The sequence below is a fragment of the Escherichia sp. MOD1-EC6098 genome, assembly GCF_002965865.1.
GTDB classification, from domain to species: Bacteria; Pseudomonadota; Gammaproteobacteria; order Enterobacterales; family Enterobacteriaceae; genus Escherichia; species Escherichia marmotae.
Map to the genome: position 1 here is coordinate 18,469 of NZ_PTSN01000021.1, position 17,887 is coordinate 36,355.

Annotated in this window: 18 protein-coding genes; 8 read left to right on the forward strand and 10 right to left on the reverse strand. The window is 50.5% G+C overall.

The genetic code is table 11. From position 1 onward, the window contains the following. Positions 1-237: 237 nt before the first annotated feature. The 4 genes from C0K55_RS19965 to manX form a co-directional block, all read right to left on the reverse strand. Positions 238-696, reverse strand: a complete 459-nt coding sequence (locus tag C0K55_RS19965; RefSeq protein ID WP_000156311.1) for a DUF986 family protein — start codon at positions 694-696, stop codon at positions 238-240. Positions 697-750: 54 nt separating this feature from the next. Continuing rightward, the gene (gene manZ, locus C0K55_RS19970) at positions 751-1,602 is read right to left on the reverse strand and encodes a PTS mannose transporter subunit IID (RefSeq protein WP_001516270.1); all 852 of its coding nucleotides are present in this window, start codon (positions 1,600-1,602) and stop codon (positions 751-753) included. Positions 1,603-1,614: 12 nt separating this feature from the next. Beyond that, complete coding sequence (gene manY, locus C0K55_RS19975) at positions 1,615-2,415, reverse strand: PTS mannose transporter subunit IIC (protein ID WP_105266215.1); 801 nt, start codon at positions 2,413-2,415, stop codon at positions 1,615-1,617. Positions 2,416-2,477: 62 nt separating this feature from the next. Continuing rightward, positions 2,478-3,449 carry a PTS mannose transporter subunit IIAB gene (gene manX, locus C0K55_RS19980; RefSeq protein WP_000150534.1) on the reverse strand — a complete coding sequence of 324 codons (972 nt, stop codon included), beginning with the start codon at positions 3,447-3,449 and terminating at the stop codon, positions 2,478-2,480. A 316-nt stretch (positions 3,450-3,765) separates the two neighbouring features. On the opposite strand from manX, the gene C0K55_RS26965 reads away from it, so the two are divergent. Together C0K55_RS26965 and yoaE are read left to right on the forward strand one after the other, a co-directional pair. After that, entirely contained in the window at positions 3,766-3,924 is a 159-nt protein-coding gene (locus tag C0K55_RS26965; RefSeq protein ID WP_269471531.1) for a protein YoaL, read from the forward strand. After that, the gene (gene yoaE / locus C0K55_RS19995; RefSeq protein ID WP_000395006.1) at positions 3,912-5,468 is read left to right on the forward strand and encodes a CNNM family cation transport protein YoaE; all 1,557 of its coding nucleotides are present in this window, start codon (positions 3,912-3,914) and stop codon (positions 5,466-5,468) included. Before C0K55_RS26965 ends, yoaE begins: the two co-directional genes overlap by 13 nt. 3 nt (positions 5,469-5,471) lie before the next feature. On the opposite strand, the gene C0K55_RS20000 is transcribed toward yoaE, so the two are convergent. From C0K55_RS20000 to pabB, 4 genes are all read right to left on the reverse strand, one after another. Then, positions 5,472-7,070 carry an EAL domain-containing protein gene (locus C0K55_RS20000; RefSeq protein ID WP_001516271.1) on the reverse strand — a complete coding sequence of 533 codons (1,599 nt, stop codon included), beginning with the start codon at positions 7,068-7,070 and terminating at the stop codon, positions 5,472-5,474. A 129-nt stretch (positions 7,071-7,199) separates the two neighbouring features. Beyond that, positions 7,200-8,564, reverse strand: coding sequence for an L-serine ammonia-lyase (sdaA, locus tag C0K55_RS20005; protein WP_000624308.1), 1,365 nt, complete (start codon positions 8,562-8,564; stop codon positions 7,200-7,202). A gap of 183 nt (positions 8,565-8,747) precedes the next feature. Then, positions 8,748-9,326, reverse strand: coding sequence for a CoA pyrophosphatase (locus C0K55_RS20010; RefSeq protein WP_000456725.1), 579 nt, complete (start codon positions 9,324-9,326; stop codon positions 8,748-8,750). Positions 9,327-9,329: 3 nt separating this feature from the next. Further along, positions 9,330-10,691 carry an aminodeoxychorismate synthase component 1 gene (pabB, locus tag C0K55_RS20015; protein ID WP_105266214.1) on the reverse strand — a complete coding sequence of 454 codons (1,362 nt, stop codon included), beginning with the start codon at positions 10,689-10,691 and terminating at the stop codon, positions 9,330-9,332. Positions 10,692-10,764: 73 nt separating this feature from the next. On the opposite strand from pabB, the gene C0K55_RS20020 reads away from it, so the two are divergent. Then, on the forward strand, positions 10,765-10,944 hold the full coding sequence (locus C0K55_RS20020) for a YoaH family protein (protein WP_000457334.1): 180 nt from the start codon (positions 10,765-10,767) through the stop codon (positions 10,942-10,944). A 6-nt stretch (positions 10,945-10,950) separates the two neighbouring features. Continuing rightward, positions 10,951-11,403, forward strand: a complete 453-nt coding sequence (locus tag C0K55_RS20025; RefSeq protein ID WP_000618094.1) for a pentapeptide repeat-containing protein — start codon at positions 10,951-10,953, stop codon at positions 11,401-11,403. Positions 11,404-11,494: 91 nt separating this feature from the next. Here C0K55_RS20025 and C0K55_RS20030 read toward each other — a convergent pair whose 3' ends face one another. Together C0K55_RS20030 and C0K55_RS20035 are read right to left on the reverse strand one after the other, a co-directional pair. After that, positions 11,495-11,794, reverse strand: coding sequence for a DUF1889 family protein (locus C0K55_RS20030; protein WP_001112001.1), 300 nt, complete (start codon positions 11,792-11,794; stop codon positions 11,495-11,497). 419 nt (positions 11,795-12,213) lie between these two features. Beyond that, a complete protein-coding gene (locus C0K55_RS20035) occupies positions 12,214-12,558 on the reverse strand; it encodes a RidA family protein (protein WP_010376144.1) in 345 nt (114 codons plus the stop codon). Between the two features lie 131 nt (positions 12,559-12,689). On the opposite strand from C0K55_RS20035, the gene C0K55_RS20040 reads away from it, so the two are divergent. The 4 genes from C0K55_RS20040 (at position 12,690) to fadD (ending at position 17,864) form a co-directional block, all read left to right on the forward strand. Next, complete coding sequence (locus C0K55_RS20040; RefSeq protein WP_000128825.1) at positions 12,690-14,600, forward strand: ATP-dependent DNA helicase; 1,911 nt, start codon at positions 12,690-12,692, stop codon at positions 14,598-14,600. Between the two features lie 57 nt (positions 14,601-14,657). Next, positions 14,658-15,353, forward strand: coding sequence for a tRNA (adenosine(37)-N6)-threonylcarbamoyltransferase complex dimerization subunit type 1 TsaB (gene tsaB, locus C0K55_RS20045; protein ID WP_105266213.1), 696 nt, complete (start codon positions 14,658-14,660; stop codon positions 15,351-15,353). A 39-nt stretch (positions 15,354-15,392) separates the two neighbouring features. Continuing rightward, complete coding sequence (gene yeaY / locus C0K55_RS20050; protein WP_000290579.1) at positions 15,393-15,974, forward strand: Slp family lipoprotein YeaY; 582 nt, start codon at positions 15,393-15,395, stop codon at positions 15,972-15,974. Positions 15,975-16,178: 204 nt separating this feature from the next. Further along, positions 16,179-17,864, forward strand: coding sequence for a long-chain-fatty-acid--CoA ligase FadD (fadD, locus tag C0K55_RS20055; RefSeq protein WP_010376141.1), 1,686 nt, complete (start codon positions 16,179-16,181; stop codon positions 17,862-17,864). The last annotated feature ends 23 nt before the right edge of the window (positions 17,865-17,887 follow it).

The window sequence follows — 17,887 nt, forward strand, 5'->3', positions numbered from 1 at the left end:
CCGGAGTCTGGAAATCGGCTACTCCCCAAATGAGGGCGCAACCTTAACATATTTTGAGAATATAAAACAACTGTCAGAATATATTATTCCATTGCTATTACTGATAACGATTTTCATTTAGATTTATATATCAATAAAACGTTAAAAATAATAACAAATAAGGGACGGCGTAATATAGCCTAAGCTATGTCTGGTTATTAAAAATACACTACACATAGCTTTGGCTAAGTTGATAACTTATTGAGTTGAAACTAGAAGTTTATAAATCTTTTCCAGATCGTCGATATTTCGGACGCGGATTAACAAACGGCGCTGTTCTAATTGCATCACCAGTACACCATCTTCCGATAAGTTCATCGCTTTAATTCGGCTATATTCAATCCAAACATTGGCGAAGAAAAACCCTTTTTGTTTGAAGATGATTTTCGGAACCCGGATCCAGAAAGTATAAAATCCCATTAGCGCCAGTGCACTTAATAACCAGGTGGTTATTTGTGCGCCATGGCTGGTTACATTGTTATAGATAAGAATGACAATCAGCCCGACAAAGATAACGCTATCGATACGACCGCGCCGGAGCAAAGGAATTGCCAGCAGGGTGGGGCCGTTGCGGCGGGGCATGATGAACTGATCGTATATCGCAAAAGCAAGCAGTGCGGCGATGAACAGAATCAGTACCAGTTCCGTGATTGTCATTAATCCTCCAGATAAAAAAACGGGGCCAAAAGGCCCCGGTAGTGTACAACAGTATTACAGTCCCAGCAGGCCGCAAGCGTAACCAGCGATACCAATGACGAAGAAGCCAACGATAATCCACAGCGGGTTAACTTTTTTGCGCAGCAGCCACATACAGGCAAAGGTCAGCAGCAGCGGCACCAGGCCTGGCATTAACTGGTCAAGAATGGTCTGGACAGTGGTAACGTGCTCTTTACCCGTCTGGTCGGTGATGCGAGAGACGACCAGAGGGATGTTGACATGTGTCCACTTGTTAACCAACGCCCCCATGACAAACAGGCCGAGAATAGACGCCCCTTCCGTCAGTTTCTGCAGGAAGCCGCCACCCATATCTTTAACGATATCGATACCTTTGGAGTAACCATACGCTACGCCGTAGTAACGTGTTGCCAGACGCACCAGGTTAAACAAGATAAAGAACAGCAGCGGACCTAACAGGCTGCCACTCATCGCGATACCGGCTCCCAGTGCTGCAAAAACCGGACGTACCGTACCCCAGAAGATCGGGTCACCCACGCCTGCCAGCGGACCCATCAGACCTACTTTGATACCGTTGATAGCACCGTCGTCGATCTCTGCGCCGTTAGCACGCTGTTCTTCCAGCGCCAGGGTTACGCCCAGAATTGGCGCAGCCACGAACGGTTGGGTGTTAAAGAATTCGAGGTGACGTTTAATCGCCTGTTTACGGGCATCATTGTTCTCAGGGTAGAGGCGACGAATCGCCGGAACCATAGAGAAGCAGAAACCCAGTGCCTGCATACGTTCGAAGTTCCATGAACCCTGGAAGAGGTTAGAACGCAGGAAGACGCCACGAATATCACTCGGAGTGAGTTTTTTCTCGGTGGTAGTTTTAGTTGTATCAACCATTTCGCTCACCTGTTAGTCCAGTTCGTTATCGAGATCGTTGCTACCAGCAGCCTGAACAGGCGCACCAGCTACGCGGTTATATTTCGGGCTAAGTTGGATGTAGAGCACTGCCATAACAGTACCAATTACACCCAGAGCAACCAGGTTAAAGTTGGTGAATGCTGCGGTTACGAAGCCGAGGTAGAAGAACGGCATCAGGTAGCCTGCACGCATCATGTTGATAACCATTGCATAACCAACAACCACGATCATGCCGCCAGCAATGTTCAGACCATTGGTCACCACTTCCGGAATGGCGTTCAGCATGTTCTGAACTTCACTGGTGCCTACAGACAGCGCAACAATTACGGCCGGGATAGCCACACGCATCGCTTGCAGGAACAGCGAAGAAACGTGGATCCAGGAAATTGCCGTCAGGTTGCCATTCTCAGCCGCCTTATCCGCAGCGTGCTGGAAAGCAACGGTGATGGTACGAACGATGATGGTCAGCACCTGGCCCGCAGCGGCCAGCGGGATTGCCAGCGCGATACCGGCACCGATGCTCTGATGACCTGCAATAACCAGAATGGTAGAAATGATAGAAGCCAGAGCGGCGTCAGGCGCAACTGCGGCACCGATATTCATCCAGCCCAGAGCGATCATTTCCAGAGTACCACCGATAATAATACCGGTTTTCATATCCCCAAGAACGATACCCACCAGGGTACAGGCGATTAACGGACGGTGAAACTGAAATTCATCGAGGATAGATCCCATACCTGCGATACAGGCTACGATAAATACCAGCACAATTTGAAGAGTGGTAATCTCCATTGTACTTCTCCTGTTTACGTAAGACTTAAGTGTGAAAACTGAGTGATAATCAACACAATACGTTACTTATCGATTTTGCTGATCAGATCCATCATTTTCAGTTTCGGATCGGTGGAAACCTTACGGACTTCCAGTTCGATACCGCGTGCATTCAGTTTCTTGAACGCTTCGATATCTTTTTCATCAACCGAAACCGCGTTATTCACCTGGGTTTTGCCCTGACGGAATGCCATACCACCGACGTTAACAGAGGTAATTTTCACGCCGCCTTCAACGAGGCGCTCAACATCTGTCGGGTTGGTGAATAACAGCATTACACGTTCGCCAGCATATTTCGGGTTGTTGTAGACGCGAATCATCTTGGCAACATCAACCACGTGTGCTGTTACGCCCGGAGGTGCGACCTGGGTGAGCAGTGTCTTACGAACGGTATCCGCAGCCACTTCATCACTAACAACAATAATACGGGAGACATTGGTTTCTTTGGTCCAGCGGGTAGCTACCTGACCGTGAATCAGACGGTCGTCGATACGCGCAAGGCCAATAACCATGTAGTCATTTGGTCCCATTGGTTTTGCCGGAGTTGGGGCCGCTTTGGGTGCCGCCGAAGCGGGGGCGGGAGCTGCTTTTTCAACCGGTTTGGCTTTCAGTGCTTTCACACCTTCACGGCCTGTTTCTACTGCCAGCGCCACCAGTTCATCAAAGCCCGGGTCATCATCACGAGCCATTAACGTTTCCACCAGCATTGGAATGTTAACGCCTGCGATCACTTCATAATGCTCTTTGTCGACGACAATGCGGCTGGCAGCATTGAACGGGCTGCCTCCCCATGTATCAACGAGAAACAGCACGCCTTTAGTGGTGTCGAGTTTTGCCAACTGAGCGTTGTACTTTTCGATCAGCGTTTCGGCATTTTCGCCTGGAACGAAATCGATCCAGCCGACGTTTTCCTGCTCGCCTAACAGCATCTCTGCCGTTTTAAGCAACTGCTCTGCAGCCCAACCATGTGTGCCTATAACAATAGCAATGGTCACTTGCTACCTCCTTTATTATTGTTAACACCTCAACGTGCCAGATGTATTTTTGAATCGTCGTCCACAATCGAATCGATTCAGATAAGGGTTACAACCAAAAACCCCCTGCGTTTCGCGATTTATTTTAGATATCGAAAAAAATATTTTATGTGATGAAGATCCGTAATTTAACTTTGGATTATCAAAATTCCGAAAGAGAAAATATTTTCGTCACATTTGTTTGCAAAGGAAGGTAAATCTTTGCCAAATCAGAGGTCTCTCTGATATGTTTAACTCCCGTTTAACAACCAAGGAGTATAGGGCAGCAGCCCGCAGTATGGATCGTCACCGACGTCATTTCAGCATCAGGCCTTTCAGCGCCTGCCTTTCTGGCACTTTTTGCCGCACCTTTTGTTTGCATTTTGTTGTTACGCCTGCATTATTTCTGGCGCCGAATAGCTATTCCTTAAGCAGGAGCTTGTCATGGAATTCTTAATGGACCCCTCGATTTGGGTGGGGCTACTCACGCTTGTCGTTCTTGAAATCGTGCTGGGTATCGATAACCTGGTTTTCATCGCCATCCTTGCCGACAAACTGCCACCGAAACAACGTGATAAAGCTCGTTTGTTAGGACTGTCGCTGGCGCTGATCATGCGTCTGGGACTGCTGTCGCTGATTTCATGGATGGTCACGCTGACCAAACCGCTATTTACCGTGATGGATTTTTCCTTCTCTGGTCGCGACCTGATTATGTTGTTCGGGGGGATATTCTTGCTGTTTAAAGCGACAACGGAGCTGCATGAACGGCTGGAAAACCGCGATCATGATTCCGGTCACGGTAAAGGTTATGCCAGCTTCTGGGTGGTAGTAACGCAGATTGTCATTCTCGATGCCGTCTTCTCGCTGGATGCGGTGATTACCGCAGTTGGGATGGTCAACCACCTGCCGGTGATGATGGCGGCGGTGGTGATTGCGATGGCGGTCATGTTGCTGGCGTCGAAACCGTTGACGAGATTCGTTAACCAGCATCCTACAGTGGTGGTGCTCTGCCTGAGCTTCTTGTTAATGATTGGTCTGAGCCTGGTTGCTGAAGGGTTTGGCTTCCATATTCCGAAAGGTTACCTGTATGCCGCGATTGGCTTCTCGATCATCATCGAAGTGTTTAACCAAATTGCGCGCCGTAACTTTATTCGTCATCAGTCAGCTTTACCGCTGCGTGCGCGTACTGCCGATGCCATCCTGCGTTTGATGGGGGGTAAACGTCAGGCGAACGTTCAGCACGATGCCGATAACCCGATGCCGATCCCTGTGCCGGAAGGCGCGTTTGCGGAAGAAGAGCGATATATGATTAACGGCGTGCTGACACTGGCGTCTCGCTCTCTGCGTGGGATTATGACACCGCGCGGCGAAATTAGCTGGGTTGACGCTAATCTTGGTGTCGATGAAATCCGTGAGCAGTTGCTTTCTTCGCCACATAGTCTGTTCCCGGTATGTCGCGGTGAACTGGATGAAATCATCGGTATCGTGCGTGCTAAAGAACTGCTGGTGGCGCTGGAAGATGGCGTTGATGTCGCAGCAATTGCCTCGGCTTCTCCGGCGATTATCGTTCCGGAAACCCTCGATCCGATCAACCTGCTGGGCGTGCTGCGTCGTGCTCGCGGTAGTTTTGTTATCGTTACCAACGAGTTTGGTGTGGTGCAAGGCCTGGTCACGCCTCTGGATGTGCTGGAAGCCATTGCCGGTGAGTTCCCGGACGCTGATGAAACGCCGGAAATCATTACTGACGGCGACGGCTGGCTGGTAAAAGGCGGTACAGACTTACATGCCTTACAGCAGGCGCTTGATGTTGAGCACCTTGCCGATGACGATGATATCGCGACGGTGGCAGGTCTGGTGATTTCTGCAAATGGTCACATCCCGCGTGCTGGCGATGTGATTGACGTAGGGCCGTTACATATCACCATTGTTGAAGCTAACGATTATCGTGTTGATCTGGTTCGCATTGTTAAAGAGCAACTGGCGCACGACGAAGACGAATAATCATTAACGAAATGGCATGACGGGCGTGATATGCCCATTATGCCGGGCGGGCGGCGGTTGGCTGCCCGCCAGCCATTTTGGGAAATCACGCAGTGGCATCGGCTGCGCGTACAAATACCCTTGTAAAATATGGACCCCATGACGGCGTAAATACTTCGCCTGTTCTTGCGTTTCTACGCCCTCCGCCACCAGTTCAATATTCAGTCTTTGCCCCAATGCGATGATGATATCGGTTACCGTCGAGTTAACCGCATCGGAACCAATTGCAGCGGTGAAAGACTTATCGATTTTCAGCACATCAGGGCGTAACGTTTCCAGCCAGGAAAACGAACTGTTGCCGGTGCCGAAGTCATCAATCGCCAGTTTGACGTTTTTACGATGCAGTTCGCGGGCAATCCGATAATCGACATCCAGTAAGGCATCGCGCTCGGTGATTTCGAGGATGAGTTGCTGAATCGGGTTAGCACTAAACCAATATTGATTGAGATCCTTCAATAACACGCCGCGGCGAAAATGGCTGGGGGCGACGTTAATCCCAATGTGAAACTGGCTGCTCATTGGAAAAACGTGGATTTGGCGGATGGTTTCCATCATCACATAACGGGTAAGCGGCACTATCAGATGATGTTCTTCCGCGATAGGGATAAATACATCTGGTGAGATCCACCCCTGACGCGGGTTATTCCAGCGCAGCAATATTTCTACACCAACACATTGCTGGCTACGAGCGTTTAGTAAAGGTTGACAGAATAGCTCGAATTCATGTTGCGCGAGGCCAAGATTAATTTCGCGCGAAAAACTCATTCTATGGGCGGTTGCCAGCCATGCGATGTAACCCACCAGTAAACTCAACAGTACCGCCAGTGGAAACTGGCTGGGAAGATGATGCAACGCCAGCGCTGTCGCGCCAGGGCCGCTAACGCTGATGGTAAAAGGGAAGTTCTGCGATGAAACCTGGTAACGTTCATTGCCATTAAGTGGAGGTAAAGCGTCAACCAGACCGTCACCATAGAGTAAATGGCGATCAGCCACCGTCAGGCTGGCGTTTCTAATTTGCGGCAACTGCGGTTCCAGTAACATCGTCGTCAATAGGTCAATGTTGATCATCTCCAGAACGCCATCGCCAGTATGTGATTGAGAGGGATACCACTGGATCAGCACTGGACTACCTTTAATCAACACGCGATCGGTGGTAAGGCGCAAAAGAGCCTGTGGGGCGGGCAAATCGGCCTGAATATCATGAACCGGAACATTGCGATAGCCAAAGATGCTGGAGCAGTAAAGTGTACCGTTTTGTACCAGACCAATAGAACGCACCGTTTGCAGTTTTGCGGCTTGTTTGCGTAGAGGCAAATGAGTGACTGAGCAAGGGAGGCCAATCAACGGAAGTAACATCTCGCGTCCCGCCTGAAGGGGTTGCAATATATTATCCAGCTCTTCAACCGCGTGATTGGCGAAAAGTATCACCCGCTGTTGATTTAAATTACGCTGTGAAATAAATCGCACGCTTAGTGTCGCCACAAGCGTAAAGAGTGCGCAAATTGTACAAACAATCATTCGATTACGGCGATAAGTTTTGATGATCCGTTGTGCTTTTTGCATGCGGGCCGCCCTGTAAGCGTATGGCAACAAACGCCTGACGCAACAGTGGAAGTGTAGTGGGGAAATTTACAGCAGACGAGAAAGCGGGGGAAATTCGCCCATCCGTTGCAGATGGGCGAAAGAAAAGTATTAGTCACACTGGACTTTTATTGCCAGACCACCGCGAGAGGTTTCACGGTACTTGGCGTTCATATCCTTACCGGTTTCGTACATTGTCTCGATGACTTTATCCAGCGAGACGCGCGGAGCACTGGTGCGGCGTAAAGCCATGCGTGCGGCGTTGATCGCCTTCACCGATGCAATAGCATTACGCTCAATGCATGGCACCTGAACCTGACCGGCCACCGGATCGCAGGTCAGACCGAGGTTGTGTTCCATCCCAATTTCCGCTGCCACACAAACCTGTTCCGGGCTACCGCCCAACAATTCAGCCAGGCCTGCGGCGGCCATTGAACAGGCTACGCCGACTTCGCCCTGACAACCCACTTCAGCACCGGAAATAGAAGCGTTCATTTTATACAACGCGCCAATTGCCCCAGCGGCCATAAAATAGCGGGTATAGATATCCGGGCTGACCGATTCAATAAAGTGGTCGTAATAGGCCAACACTGCCGGAACAATGCCGCACGCACCGTTGGTAGGCGCTGTCACCACGCGACCACCTGCGGCGTTTTCTTCGTTCACTGCCAGCGCAAACATGTTCACCCAGTCGATAACATTCATCGGATCGTTAGACAGTTTATCGCTGGAAACCAGCATCCGGCGCAGGGCAGATGCACGGCGCGGAACACGCAGCGGCCCAGGCAATACGCCTTCGGTATTCATTCCGCGATCGATACACGCCTGCATGGTCTGCCAGACATGCGCGAAATAGTCATCGATCTCTTTCTTACTGTGCAGCGCCAGTTCGTTCTGCATTGCCAGGCCGGAAAGGGAATAGCCAGTTTCATTACAGTACGCCAGCAACTCGGTTGCAGATTTAAACGGATACGGCACACTGACTTCGTTGGTGGCATCGTGACCAAAATGTTCTTCATCGACGATAAAACCGCCGCCGATGGAATAATAAGTTTTGCTGTAAACAACTTTATCGCCATTATACGCGTGGATCTGCATCCCGTTTTCATGCAGCGGCAGGTTGCCGTTATGAAAACGCATCCCATTGTCACGGGGGAAATCCACTTCATGCCGTCCCTGCGCCAGCAGCAGACGTTCGCGCTCTTCTACGTCGCGAATAAAACCGGGAATACTGTCGATATCCACGGTGGCAGGTTCGTTACCTGCAAGACCCATAATAATGGCGATATCGGTATGATGGCCTTTACCCGTCAGCGATAGAGAACCGTAAACGTCCACGGCAACGCGGGTAACGCTATCCAGTAAGCCTTTTTCGACCAGATCATCGACGAACTGTTTACCCGCCTTCATAGGCCCTACAGTATGGGAAGATGAGGGACCAATCCCCACCTTAAACATGTCGAATAGACTAATCACGATAATACTCCTGACAAGGTGACTGGACTTCCAGTAACGAACTAATAACAGCGCATAGTGTAAGAGGGAACGCGGCGATCGGCTTAACTATTCACATGAATTAAACTAATCAAAAACCGCGATTTAACTAATATTGCGATGATTGTCTCAAGTAGTGTTTTGTAGATGTAAAGATAAGTATAGTCAGGGTTTCACACCAATTTGCAGCGCCAGCTCACGAATTATGCCTGCGGTCATTCCCCATACAAAATACTGTTCGTACCAGGAAAGCCATACCCGATGTGAATCGCCACGGCGGTAGATATCTAAAGGGTGATAGCGCCCCAGATGTAATGCCTGAGCGAGCGGCATTTCAAACACAGCGGAGACTTCATCTTCACTGGCGCGATAGGGTAAATCGGGCGGGATAATACCGACGACAGGGGTTACCTGGTAACCCGTTACGCTATCGACGGGCGGCAGCACGCCGATAACTTCAACGGCTGAAGGCGGTATAGCGACTTCTTCTTCGGCTTCGCGTAGCGCGGCGGCGATAACTGACGCGTCGGTGTCATCTACTGCGCCACCTGGAAACGCCACCTGTCCGGCGTGTTTACGCAGGTGAATTGAACGCTGAGTAAGTAACAAACCCGGTTGCGGTCGGCGCACGATGGGGATTAACACAGCAGCCTGACGATGATTTAAGGTTTCCCGGTTAATTTGCGGGCGCAAAAGTTGAAAGCGTGATAAAAAATCATCAAGCGTCAGGCTACGGTATTCCACGTCTTACTTCTCCAGTTGCTTCAGAATACGATTAACTTTATCAAAAGTTTCCTGATATTCCGCCTCTTCCTGGCTATCGGCGACAATACCGCCGCCCGCAGAGCAGTAAATTTGCCCGTTAACCGCGGTCAGGGTGCGGATAGTGATGCTGGTGTCCATATTGCCGCAAAAACTTAAATAGCCAATGCTGCCACACCAGGCGTTGCGTCGCTGAGGTTCCAGTTCGTCGATAATTTCCATTGCCCGTACTTTCGGTGCGCCGGTGATTGAGCCTCCGGGAAAAGCCGCGCGCAGCAGATCGCTGGCATGCAACTGCTCGGGAAGGCGTGCCGTTATGGTGCTGACCAGATGATGCACTGCAGGGAAGGGCTCCACCACGAACAGCTCCGGCACTTTTACCGAACCTGCGACGGCAACACGGCCAATATCATTACGCATTAAATCGACAATCATCAGGTTTTCGGCGCGATCTTTCGGTGAGTTCGCCAGTTTTTCTGCCTGTTTGCTATCTTCCTGAGGATCGGCCAGACGCGGCAGAGTGCCTTTAATCGGACGGGTCTGGATCTCACCATCAGCACAAAGAATAAAACGTTCTGGCGAGAGGCTTAAAATCGCACCTTGCTCCAGGCGCAGGAAGGCACTAAATGGTGCACGGTTGGCCTGGTTGAGTTTAACGAACGCCAGCCACTCATCACCAGAATAGGTAGCTTGAAAACGCTGGGCAAGATTCACCTGGTAACAATCGCCGCTGTGCAGATATTCCTGCACCTGGCGAAATTTCTCGCCATACTGTTCGCGGCTCATATTAGATTGCCAGGCAGAGGTTAGCGTGAAATCACCCTGCGGTGTAATTTGCTGGTTTTCCAGCCACGCCAGACGGGCATTGACATCATTATGACTCAGCAAAGAAACAACCCGGTGCTGGTTGTCGACAATCAACGCCCAGTCGTAGATACCTACCGCCATATCAGGAAGGTTGATATCTCTCAGCGCCAATTCCGGCAGGGACTCAAAACGGCGGCCCAGGTCATAGCCAAATAAACCCAGTGCGCCACCCTGAAATGGCAAATTACCATTATGCAACGGGTGAATGTTTGCATGCTCCAGCGCCTGTTGGAGTACCTTTAACGGGTCATCAGTGGTCGTTGTACGGGTTTCTCCTTCACACACCACGGTTTCATTACCGTGAGTTGTTAAGGTGCAAGCGGGATCTGCCACCACAATATCAAACCGACTATGCGGATGATCGGCATAGCCGGAGTGCAAAAGCATCGCCCACGGCAAGTGGCTCAAGCGGGAGAAATAAAATTCAGCGGCGTCCTGACGCCAGGGTAAAGTAATCACAGCGGGAGATAACGTCTTCATTAGTCCTGACTCTACTGGCTATGTGCCGGGTAGCATGAAATAATTAGCGCCAACAATTTAGCAGGAGTTAACAATGTTTGCAGGTTTACCTTCACTCACCCATGAACAGCAGCAAAAAGCCGTTGAGCGGATTCAGGAATTGATGGCACAGGGGATGAGCAGCGGTCAGGCAATCGCACTGGTAGCCGAAGAGTTACGCGCCAACCATTCCGGCGAACGGATTGTGGCGCGTTTTGAGGATGAAGACGAGTAATACACAATGATCCGTATCGATTTCGTCACGGATGACGTTCTGTATCTTGATACGGATAGCCTCATCGGCTGGGATTTTTCCGGCATGAATTTACATCGCGCTATTTTTGATGGCATGTGTCTGGATGGTGCTCGGTTTAATGATGCGCATCTGCGTAATATCAGTTTCATCACATCCTCCCTTATTGGGGCCGACCTCTCGTCTGCCGCCCTGATGTGTGCCTGGCTAAATCACGCCGATCTGACGAATTGTAATTTTTATCAGTCACGCCCCATTGCTGCTGATTTTAGACATTCACGACTTTGTGGGGCAGATTTTACCGCTGCCGATTTAAGAGGTGCTAATTTCGCTGGGACAGATCTTCAGAATGTTTGTTTCAACGGGGTGCATTATGACAAGCGAACCATTTGGCCTGCAGCGTTTGAACCAAAGAAACGCGGGGCTGTTTTGCTTGATTGAATTCAGCGGTTTTATTGATAACGAGAAAAAAGGACGCTTTTCTAAGATCAATGAAAGCGTCCGGATTGATTTTTAGTGCTGGAGTTTTGACTCACACAAGGGCTTTAAGTTCTTCCTGCATATAAGACGAGAAGTATTCAGGGTTTTTAATCACCACGCGTTCACCAGACTCCATTTTTTTTGCCCAGCCAACCATTTTTTCCGTGAATCCAGGATTCCAGCCTTCCTGTTCAGCTCGCGCAGTAATATCGGTGGCCGTCGCGGGTACACCCAGAGCATGCAAATATTTAAATATTCCCTTCGCCGTACTTTCATTCATAGAGCTGGGGGTTGGTGCTGATATATCCATAGCACTAATGAAATCCAGGGCTTTATCTATTACAGCAGGCATATTCTTGTCCTTAAATTAACCACGTTTTCGATAAGGCTATATATGACATTAAATTGTGCCTAATATCAAAAGGATTATGACAATATCTCATTCGTTAACCTGTTGACATTCAGGTATTTTAAAGGTAGCAGGTCATGGCGGGTTATCTAGTGATGTGCCGAAATTAACAGAGAATCGTAGTACCGTAGCCTGGTTGTTCAGGTAAGTAAGGGCAACAGCGGAAAACAGGTTAGGTTAATTGAGTGATTAACACGTGGTTTAGTTTTTATGATTAATATCGTTTCTTTATAAATAAACTTGAAATCAAAAAAATAAATAATAAAGCCCCCGACTGGGGCACCGTCCATCTAAAGTAAGAGCTTAAGCACTGGTCGATTTGTTCATGATCGACCAGTATTTTCGATAATTCTCTTCCGGAATTAAACCGCCGCAATAATCTTAATTTCAACTTTATACTGCGGATTCATCAGTCCCGCTTGCACCGTGCAGCGTACCGGAGCATGACCTGCGACAACCCAGGCATCCCACGCTTTATTCATTGCCGCAAAGTCGTTTTTATCGGCCAGGAAAATGGTGGCATCCAGAATGCTCGACTTATTGCTGCCCTGTTTTTCCAGCACCGCGTCAATTTGCGCCAGTGTATTTGCCGTTTGCTCAAAAGCATCGGCGTCGAGGTTTTCCGGTACGCCAGTGTAGTAGAGCGTGTTGTTGTGGATCACCACATCAGACCAGCGGGCTTCGGCGTCTATACGAACGATAGTCATCATTTTGTCCTCATTATCATTCCATTTTTGTGCTGCAAAGACTGCCACAATGTGAAGTCGCCGTCATCACTTCAACTGGCGAAAAATAGCCTGGCCTGACATAATCCCTGTTCAAATCAACAGGGGGTAGTGTGACGGACGATTTTGCACCAGACGGTCAGTTGGCGAAAGCGATACCAGGCTTTAAGCCGCGTGAACCACAGCGACAGATGGCGGTAGCCGTCACCGGGGCGATAGAAAAAAGCCAACCGCTGGTGGTGGAAGCGGGAACCGGTACGGGCAAAACCTACGCTTACCTTGCCCCTGCGCTGCGGGCGAAAAAGAAAGTCATTATCTCGACTGGCTCGAAAGCATTACAAGATCAACTCTACAGCCGTGATTTGCCGACGGTGTCAAAGGCGCTGAAATACACCGGCAATGTGGCATTGTTGAAAGGACGTTCAAACTACCTCTGCCTCGAACGTCTCGAACAGCAGGCGCTGGCGGGCGGCGATCTGCCGGTACAAATCTTAAGCGATGTGATCCTGCTACGCTCCTGGTCCAATCAAACCGTCGATGGTGATATCAGCACCTGCGTCAGCGTTGCGGAAGATTCTCAGGCATGGCCGCTGGTCACCAGCACTAACGATAACTGCCTCGGCAGCGACTGCCCGATGTATAAAGATTGCTTTGTGGTCAAAGCACGCAAAAAAGCGATGGACGCCGATGTAGTGGTGGTAAACCATCATTTGTTTCTGGCGGATATGGTGGTCAAAGAGAGCGGATTTGGCGAACTGATCCCGGAAGCGGACGTGATGATCTTCGACGAAGCCCATCAGTTGCCGGATATTGCCAGCCAGTACTTTGGTCAGTCACTTTCCAGCCGACAACTGCTCGACCTGGCAAAAGACATCACCATCGCCTATCGCACTGAATTAAAAGACACTCAACAGTTACAAAAGTGCGCCGACCGCCTTGCTCAGAGTGCGCAGGATTTTCGCCTGCAACTCGGTGAGCCGGGTTATCGTGGCAATCTGCGCGAATTGTTAGCCAATCCGCAAATTCAGCGGGCGTTTTTACTGCTCGATGACACGCTTGAACTCTGTTACGACGTGGCGAAATTGTCGCTGGGTCGTTCCGCGTTGCTGGATGCGGCATTTGAACGTGCCACGTTATATCGCACACGTCTGAAGCGGCTGAAAGAGATCAACCAACCGGGCTACAGTTACTGGTACGAATGCACCTCACGTCATTTCACTCTGGCGCTGACGCCGCTCAGCGTGGCGGATAAATTCAAAGAGTTAATGGCACAAAAACCCGGAAGCTGGATTTTTACCTCGGCAACGTTGTCAGTGAATGACGATCTGCATCATTTTACCTCCCGGCTTGGCATCGAACAGGCCGAGTCGTTGCTGTTACCCAGCCCATTTGATTACAGCCGCCAGGCGTTACTCTGTGTGCCGCGTAACCTGCCGCAAACTAATCAACCGGGTTCCGCACGGCAACTGGCAGCAATGTTGCGACCGCTCATCGAAGCCAACAATGGGCGCTGCTTTATGCTTTGCACCTCACACGCCATGATGCGCGATCTGGCCGAGCAGTTCCGTGCCACCATGACGCTTCCCGTTTTGTTGCAGGGTGAAACCAGTAAAGGGCAATTGTTGCAGCAGTTTGTCAGTGCCGGTAACGCGCTTCTTGTCGCAACCAGTAGTTTCTGGGAAGGGGTGGATGTGCGCGGCGATACGCTGTCACTGGTGATTATCGACAAGTTGCCGTTTACCTCGCCGGACGACCCACTACTAAAAGCGCGAATGGAAGATTGTCGTTTGCGCGGTGGCGACCCGTTCGATGAAGTGCAACTGCCAGATGCGGTCATTACTCTCAAACAGGGGGTAGGGCGACTGATTCGCGACGCCGACGATCGCGGTGTGCTGGTGATTTGCGACAATCGGCTGGTGATGCGCCCTTACGGCGCGACGTTCCTCGCCAGCCTGCCGCCTGCGCCGCGCACCCGTGATATAGCCCGTGCGGTTCGTTTCCTTGCGATACCTTCCTCCAGGTAATTTGTGATGGAGTATGGTATGATGCGCGCCTTTTTATTGATCTAAGCACGAAGACCCATGCGAATTCTGGCTATCGATACCGCGACAGAGGCCTGCTCTGTCGCCCTGTGGAATGACGGCACTGTCAACGCTCATTTTGAGCTTTGCCCACGTGAACATACTCAACGAATCTTACCGATGGTGCAGGATATCCTGGCCACCAGCGGAACCTCCCTGACTAACATAAACGCATTAGCTTACGGGCGTGGTCCCGGTAGCTTCACCGGTGTGCGTATCGGTATTGGTATTGCACAAGGGCTGGCGCTTGGCGCGGAGCTGCCGATGATTGGCGTCTCCACGCTAATGACCATGGCGCAAGGGGCATGGCGCAAAAATGGCGCGACCCGTGTGCTGGCGGCTATTGACGCGCGAATGGGCGAAGTTTACTGGGCCGAATATCAGCGTGATGAAAATGGTATCTGGCACGGTGAAGAAACCGAAGCTGTACTCAAACCAGAACTCGTTCATGAGCGGATGCAGCAGCTTTCCGGTGAATGGGTGACGGTGGGGACAGGCTGGCAAGCCTGGCCGGATCTCGGTAAAGAGAGCGGGCTGGTTTTGCGCGATGGCGAAGTGTTACTGCCCGCCGCAGAAGATATGCTGCCGATTGCCTGCCAGCTCTTTGCTGAAGGCAAAACGGTGGCAGTGGAACATGCCGAGCCGGTTTATTTGCGTAACAACGTCGCGTGGAAGAAACTTCCGGGCAAAGAATGAATCTTAAGAGTATGCCCTGAGAAAAAAAGGAGTCGCATCATGGCGGTTCAAAAGAATGTTATCAAAGGCATACTGGCAGGTACGTTTGCGCTAATGTTGAGCGGTTGTGTCACTGTGCCGGATGCCATTAAAGGCAGCAGTCCCACGCCGCAACAAGATTTAGTTCGGGTGATGAGCGCGCCGCAATTGTATGTTGGTCAGGAAGCGCGCTTTGGCGGCAAAGTGGTCGCGGTACAAAACCAGCAGGGGAAAACCCGTCTGGAAATTGCCACCGTACCGCTCGATAGCGGAGCCAGGCCGACGCTGGGGGAACCTTCTCGCGGGCGCATTTATGCCGATGTGAACGGTTTTCTTGATCCAGTTGATTTCCGCGGACAACTGGTGACGGTTGTCGGGCCAATCACCGGTACGGTTGACGGTAAAATCGGCAATACACCCTATAAATTTATGGTTATGCAGGTAACGGGCTATAAGCGTTGGCATTTAACCCAGCAGGTGATTATGCCGCCGCAGCCGATTGATCCGTGGTTTTATGGTGGCCGTGGCTGGCCCTATGGCTACGGCGGATGGGGCTGGTATAATCCCGGCCCTGCAAGAGTACAAACAGTTGTAACTGAATAATTGCTTGTTTTTAAAGAAAAAGAAACAGCGGCTGGTCCGCTGTTTCTGCATTCTTAGAGTAAAGATAAAAATAAATAGTGACGCGCTTCGCAACCTTTTCGTTGGGGAATTATCAAGCTGGTATGATGAGTTAATATTATGTTAATAACGTGTATACCACTTGGGGTTGCGATGACGACGAACACGCATTTTAGAGGTGAAGAATTGAAGAAGGTTTGGCTTAACCGTTATCCCGCGGATGTTCCGACGGAGATCAACCCTGACCGTTATCAATCTCTGGTAGATATGTTTGAGCAATCGGTTGCGCGCTATGCCGACAAGCCCGCGTTTGTGAATATGGGGGAGGTGATGACCTTCCGCAAACTGGAAGAGCGCAGTCGTGCGTTCGCCGCGTATTTACAACAAGGGCTGGGGCTGAAGAAGGGCGATCGCGTTGCGCTGATGATGCCTAACTTATTGCAATATCCGGTGGCGCTGTTCGGCATTTTGCGCGCCGGGATGATCGTCGTAAACGTCAATCCGTTATATACCCCGCGCGAGCTTGAGCATCAGCTCAACGACAGCGGCGCATCTGCGATTGTCATCGTGTCCAACTTTGCCCATACCCTGGAAAAAGTGGTTGATAAAACCGCTGTCCAGCACGTGATTCTGACACGTATGGGCGATCAGCTTTCTACGGCGAAAGGGACGCTGGTTAACTTCGTTGTTAAATACATCAAGCGTCTGGTGCCGAAATATCATCTGCCAGATGCCATTTCATTTCGTAGCGCTCTGCATAATGGTTACCGGATGCAGTACGTAAAACCTGAACTGGTGCCGGAAGATTTAGCCTTCCTGCAATACACCGGCGGCACCACTGGCGTGGCGAAAGGCGCAATGCTGACTCACCGCAATATGCTGGCAAATCTGGAACAGGTTAACGCGACCTACGGGCCGCTGTTGTATCCGGGTAAAGAGCTGGTGGTGACGGCATTGCCGCTGTATCACATTTTCGCATTGACCATTAACTGCCTGCTGTTTATCGAACTGGGCGGGCAGAATCTGCTTATTACTAACCCACGTGATATTCCGGGGCTGGTGAAAGAGCTGGCGAAATATCCGTTTACCGCGATCACCGGTGTTAACACGTTGTTCAACGCGTTGCTGAACAATAAAGAATTCCAGCAACTGGATTTCTCCAGTCTGCATCTTTCCGCTGGTGGTGGGATGCCTGTTCAGCAAGTGGTGGCAGAACGCTGGGTGAAACTGACCGGACAATATCTGCTGGAAGGTTATGGCCTGACCGAGTGTGCACCGCTGGTCAGCGTTAACCCGTATGATATTGATTATCATAGCGGTAGCATTGGTTTGCCGGTGCCGTCGACCGAAGCCAAGTTGGTTGATGACGACGATAACGAAGTACCGCCGGGTCAACCGGGTGAGCTTTGTGTCAAAGGGCCGCAGGTAATGCTGGGCTACTGGCAGCGTCCGGACGCTACCGATGAAATCATCAAAAATGGCTGGTTACACACCGGCGACATCGCGGTGATGGATGAAGAAGGATTCCTGCGCATTGTCGATCGTAAAAAAGACATGATTCTGGTTTCTGGCTTTAACGTCTACCCCAATGAGATTGAAGATGTGGTCATGCAGCACCCAGGTGTACAGGAAGTGGCGGCTGTTGGCGTACCTTCCGGTTCCAGCGGTGAAGCGGTGAAAATCTTCGTGGTGAAAAAAGACTCGTCACTCACGGAAGAATCACTGGTGACTTTTTGCCGCCGTCAGCTCACAGGCTATAAAGTACCGAAGCTGGTGGAGTTTCGTGATGAGTTACCGAAATCTAACGTCGGAAAAATTTTGCGACGAGAATTACGTGACGAAGCGCGCGGCAAAGTGGACAATAAAGCCTGAGCGTTAAGTCAGTCGTCAGACGC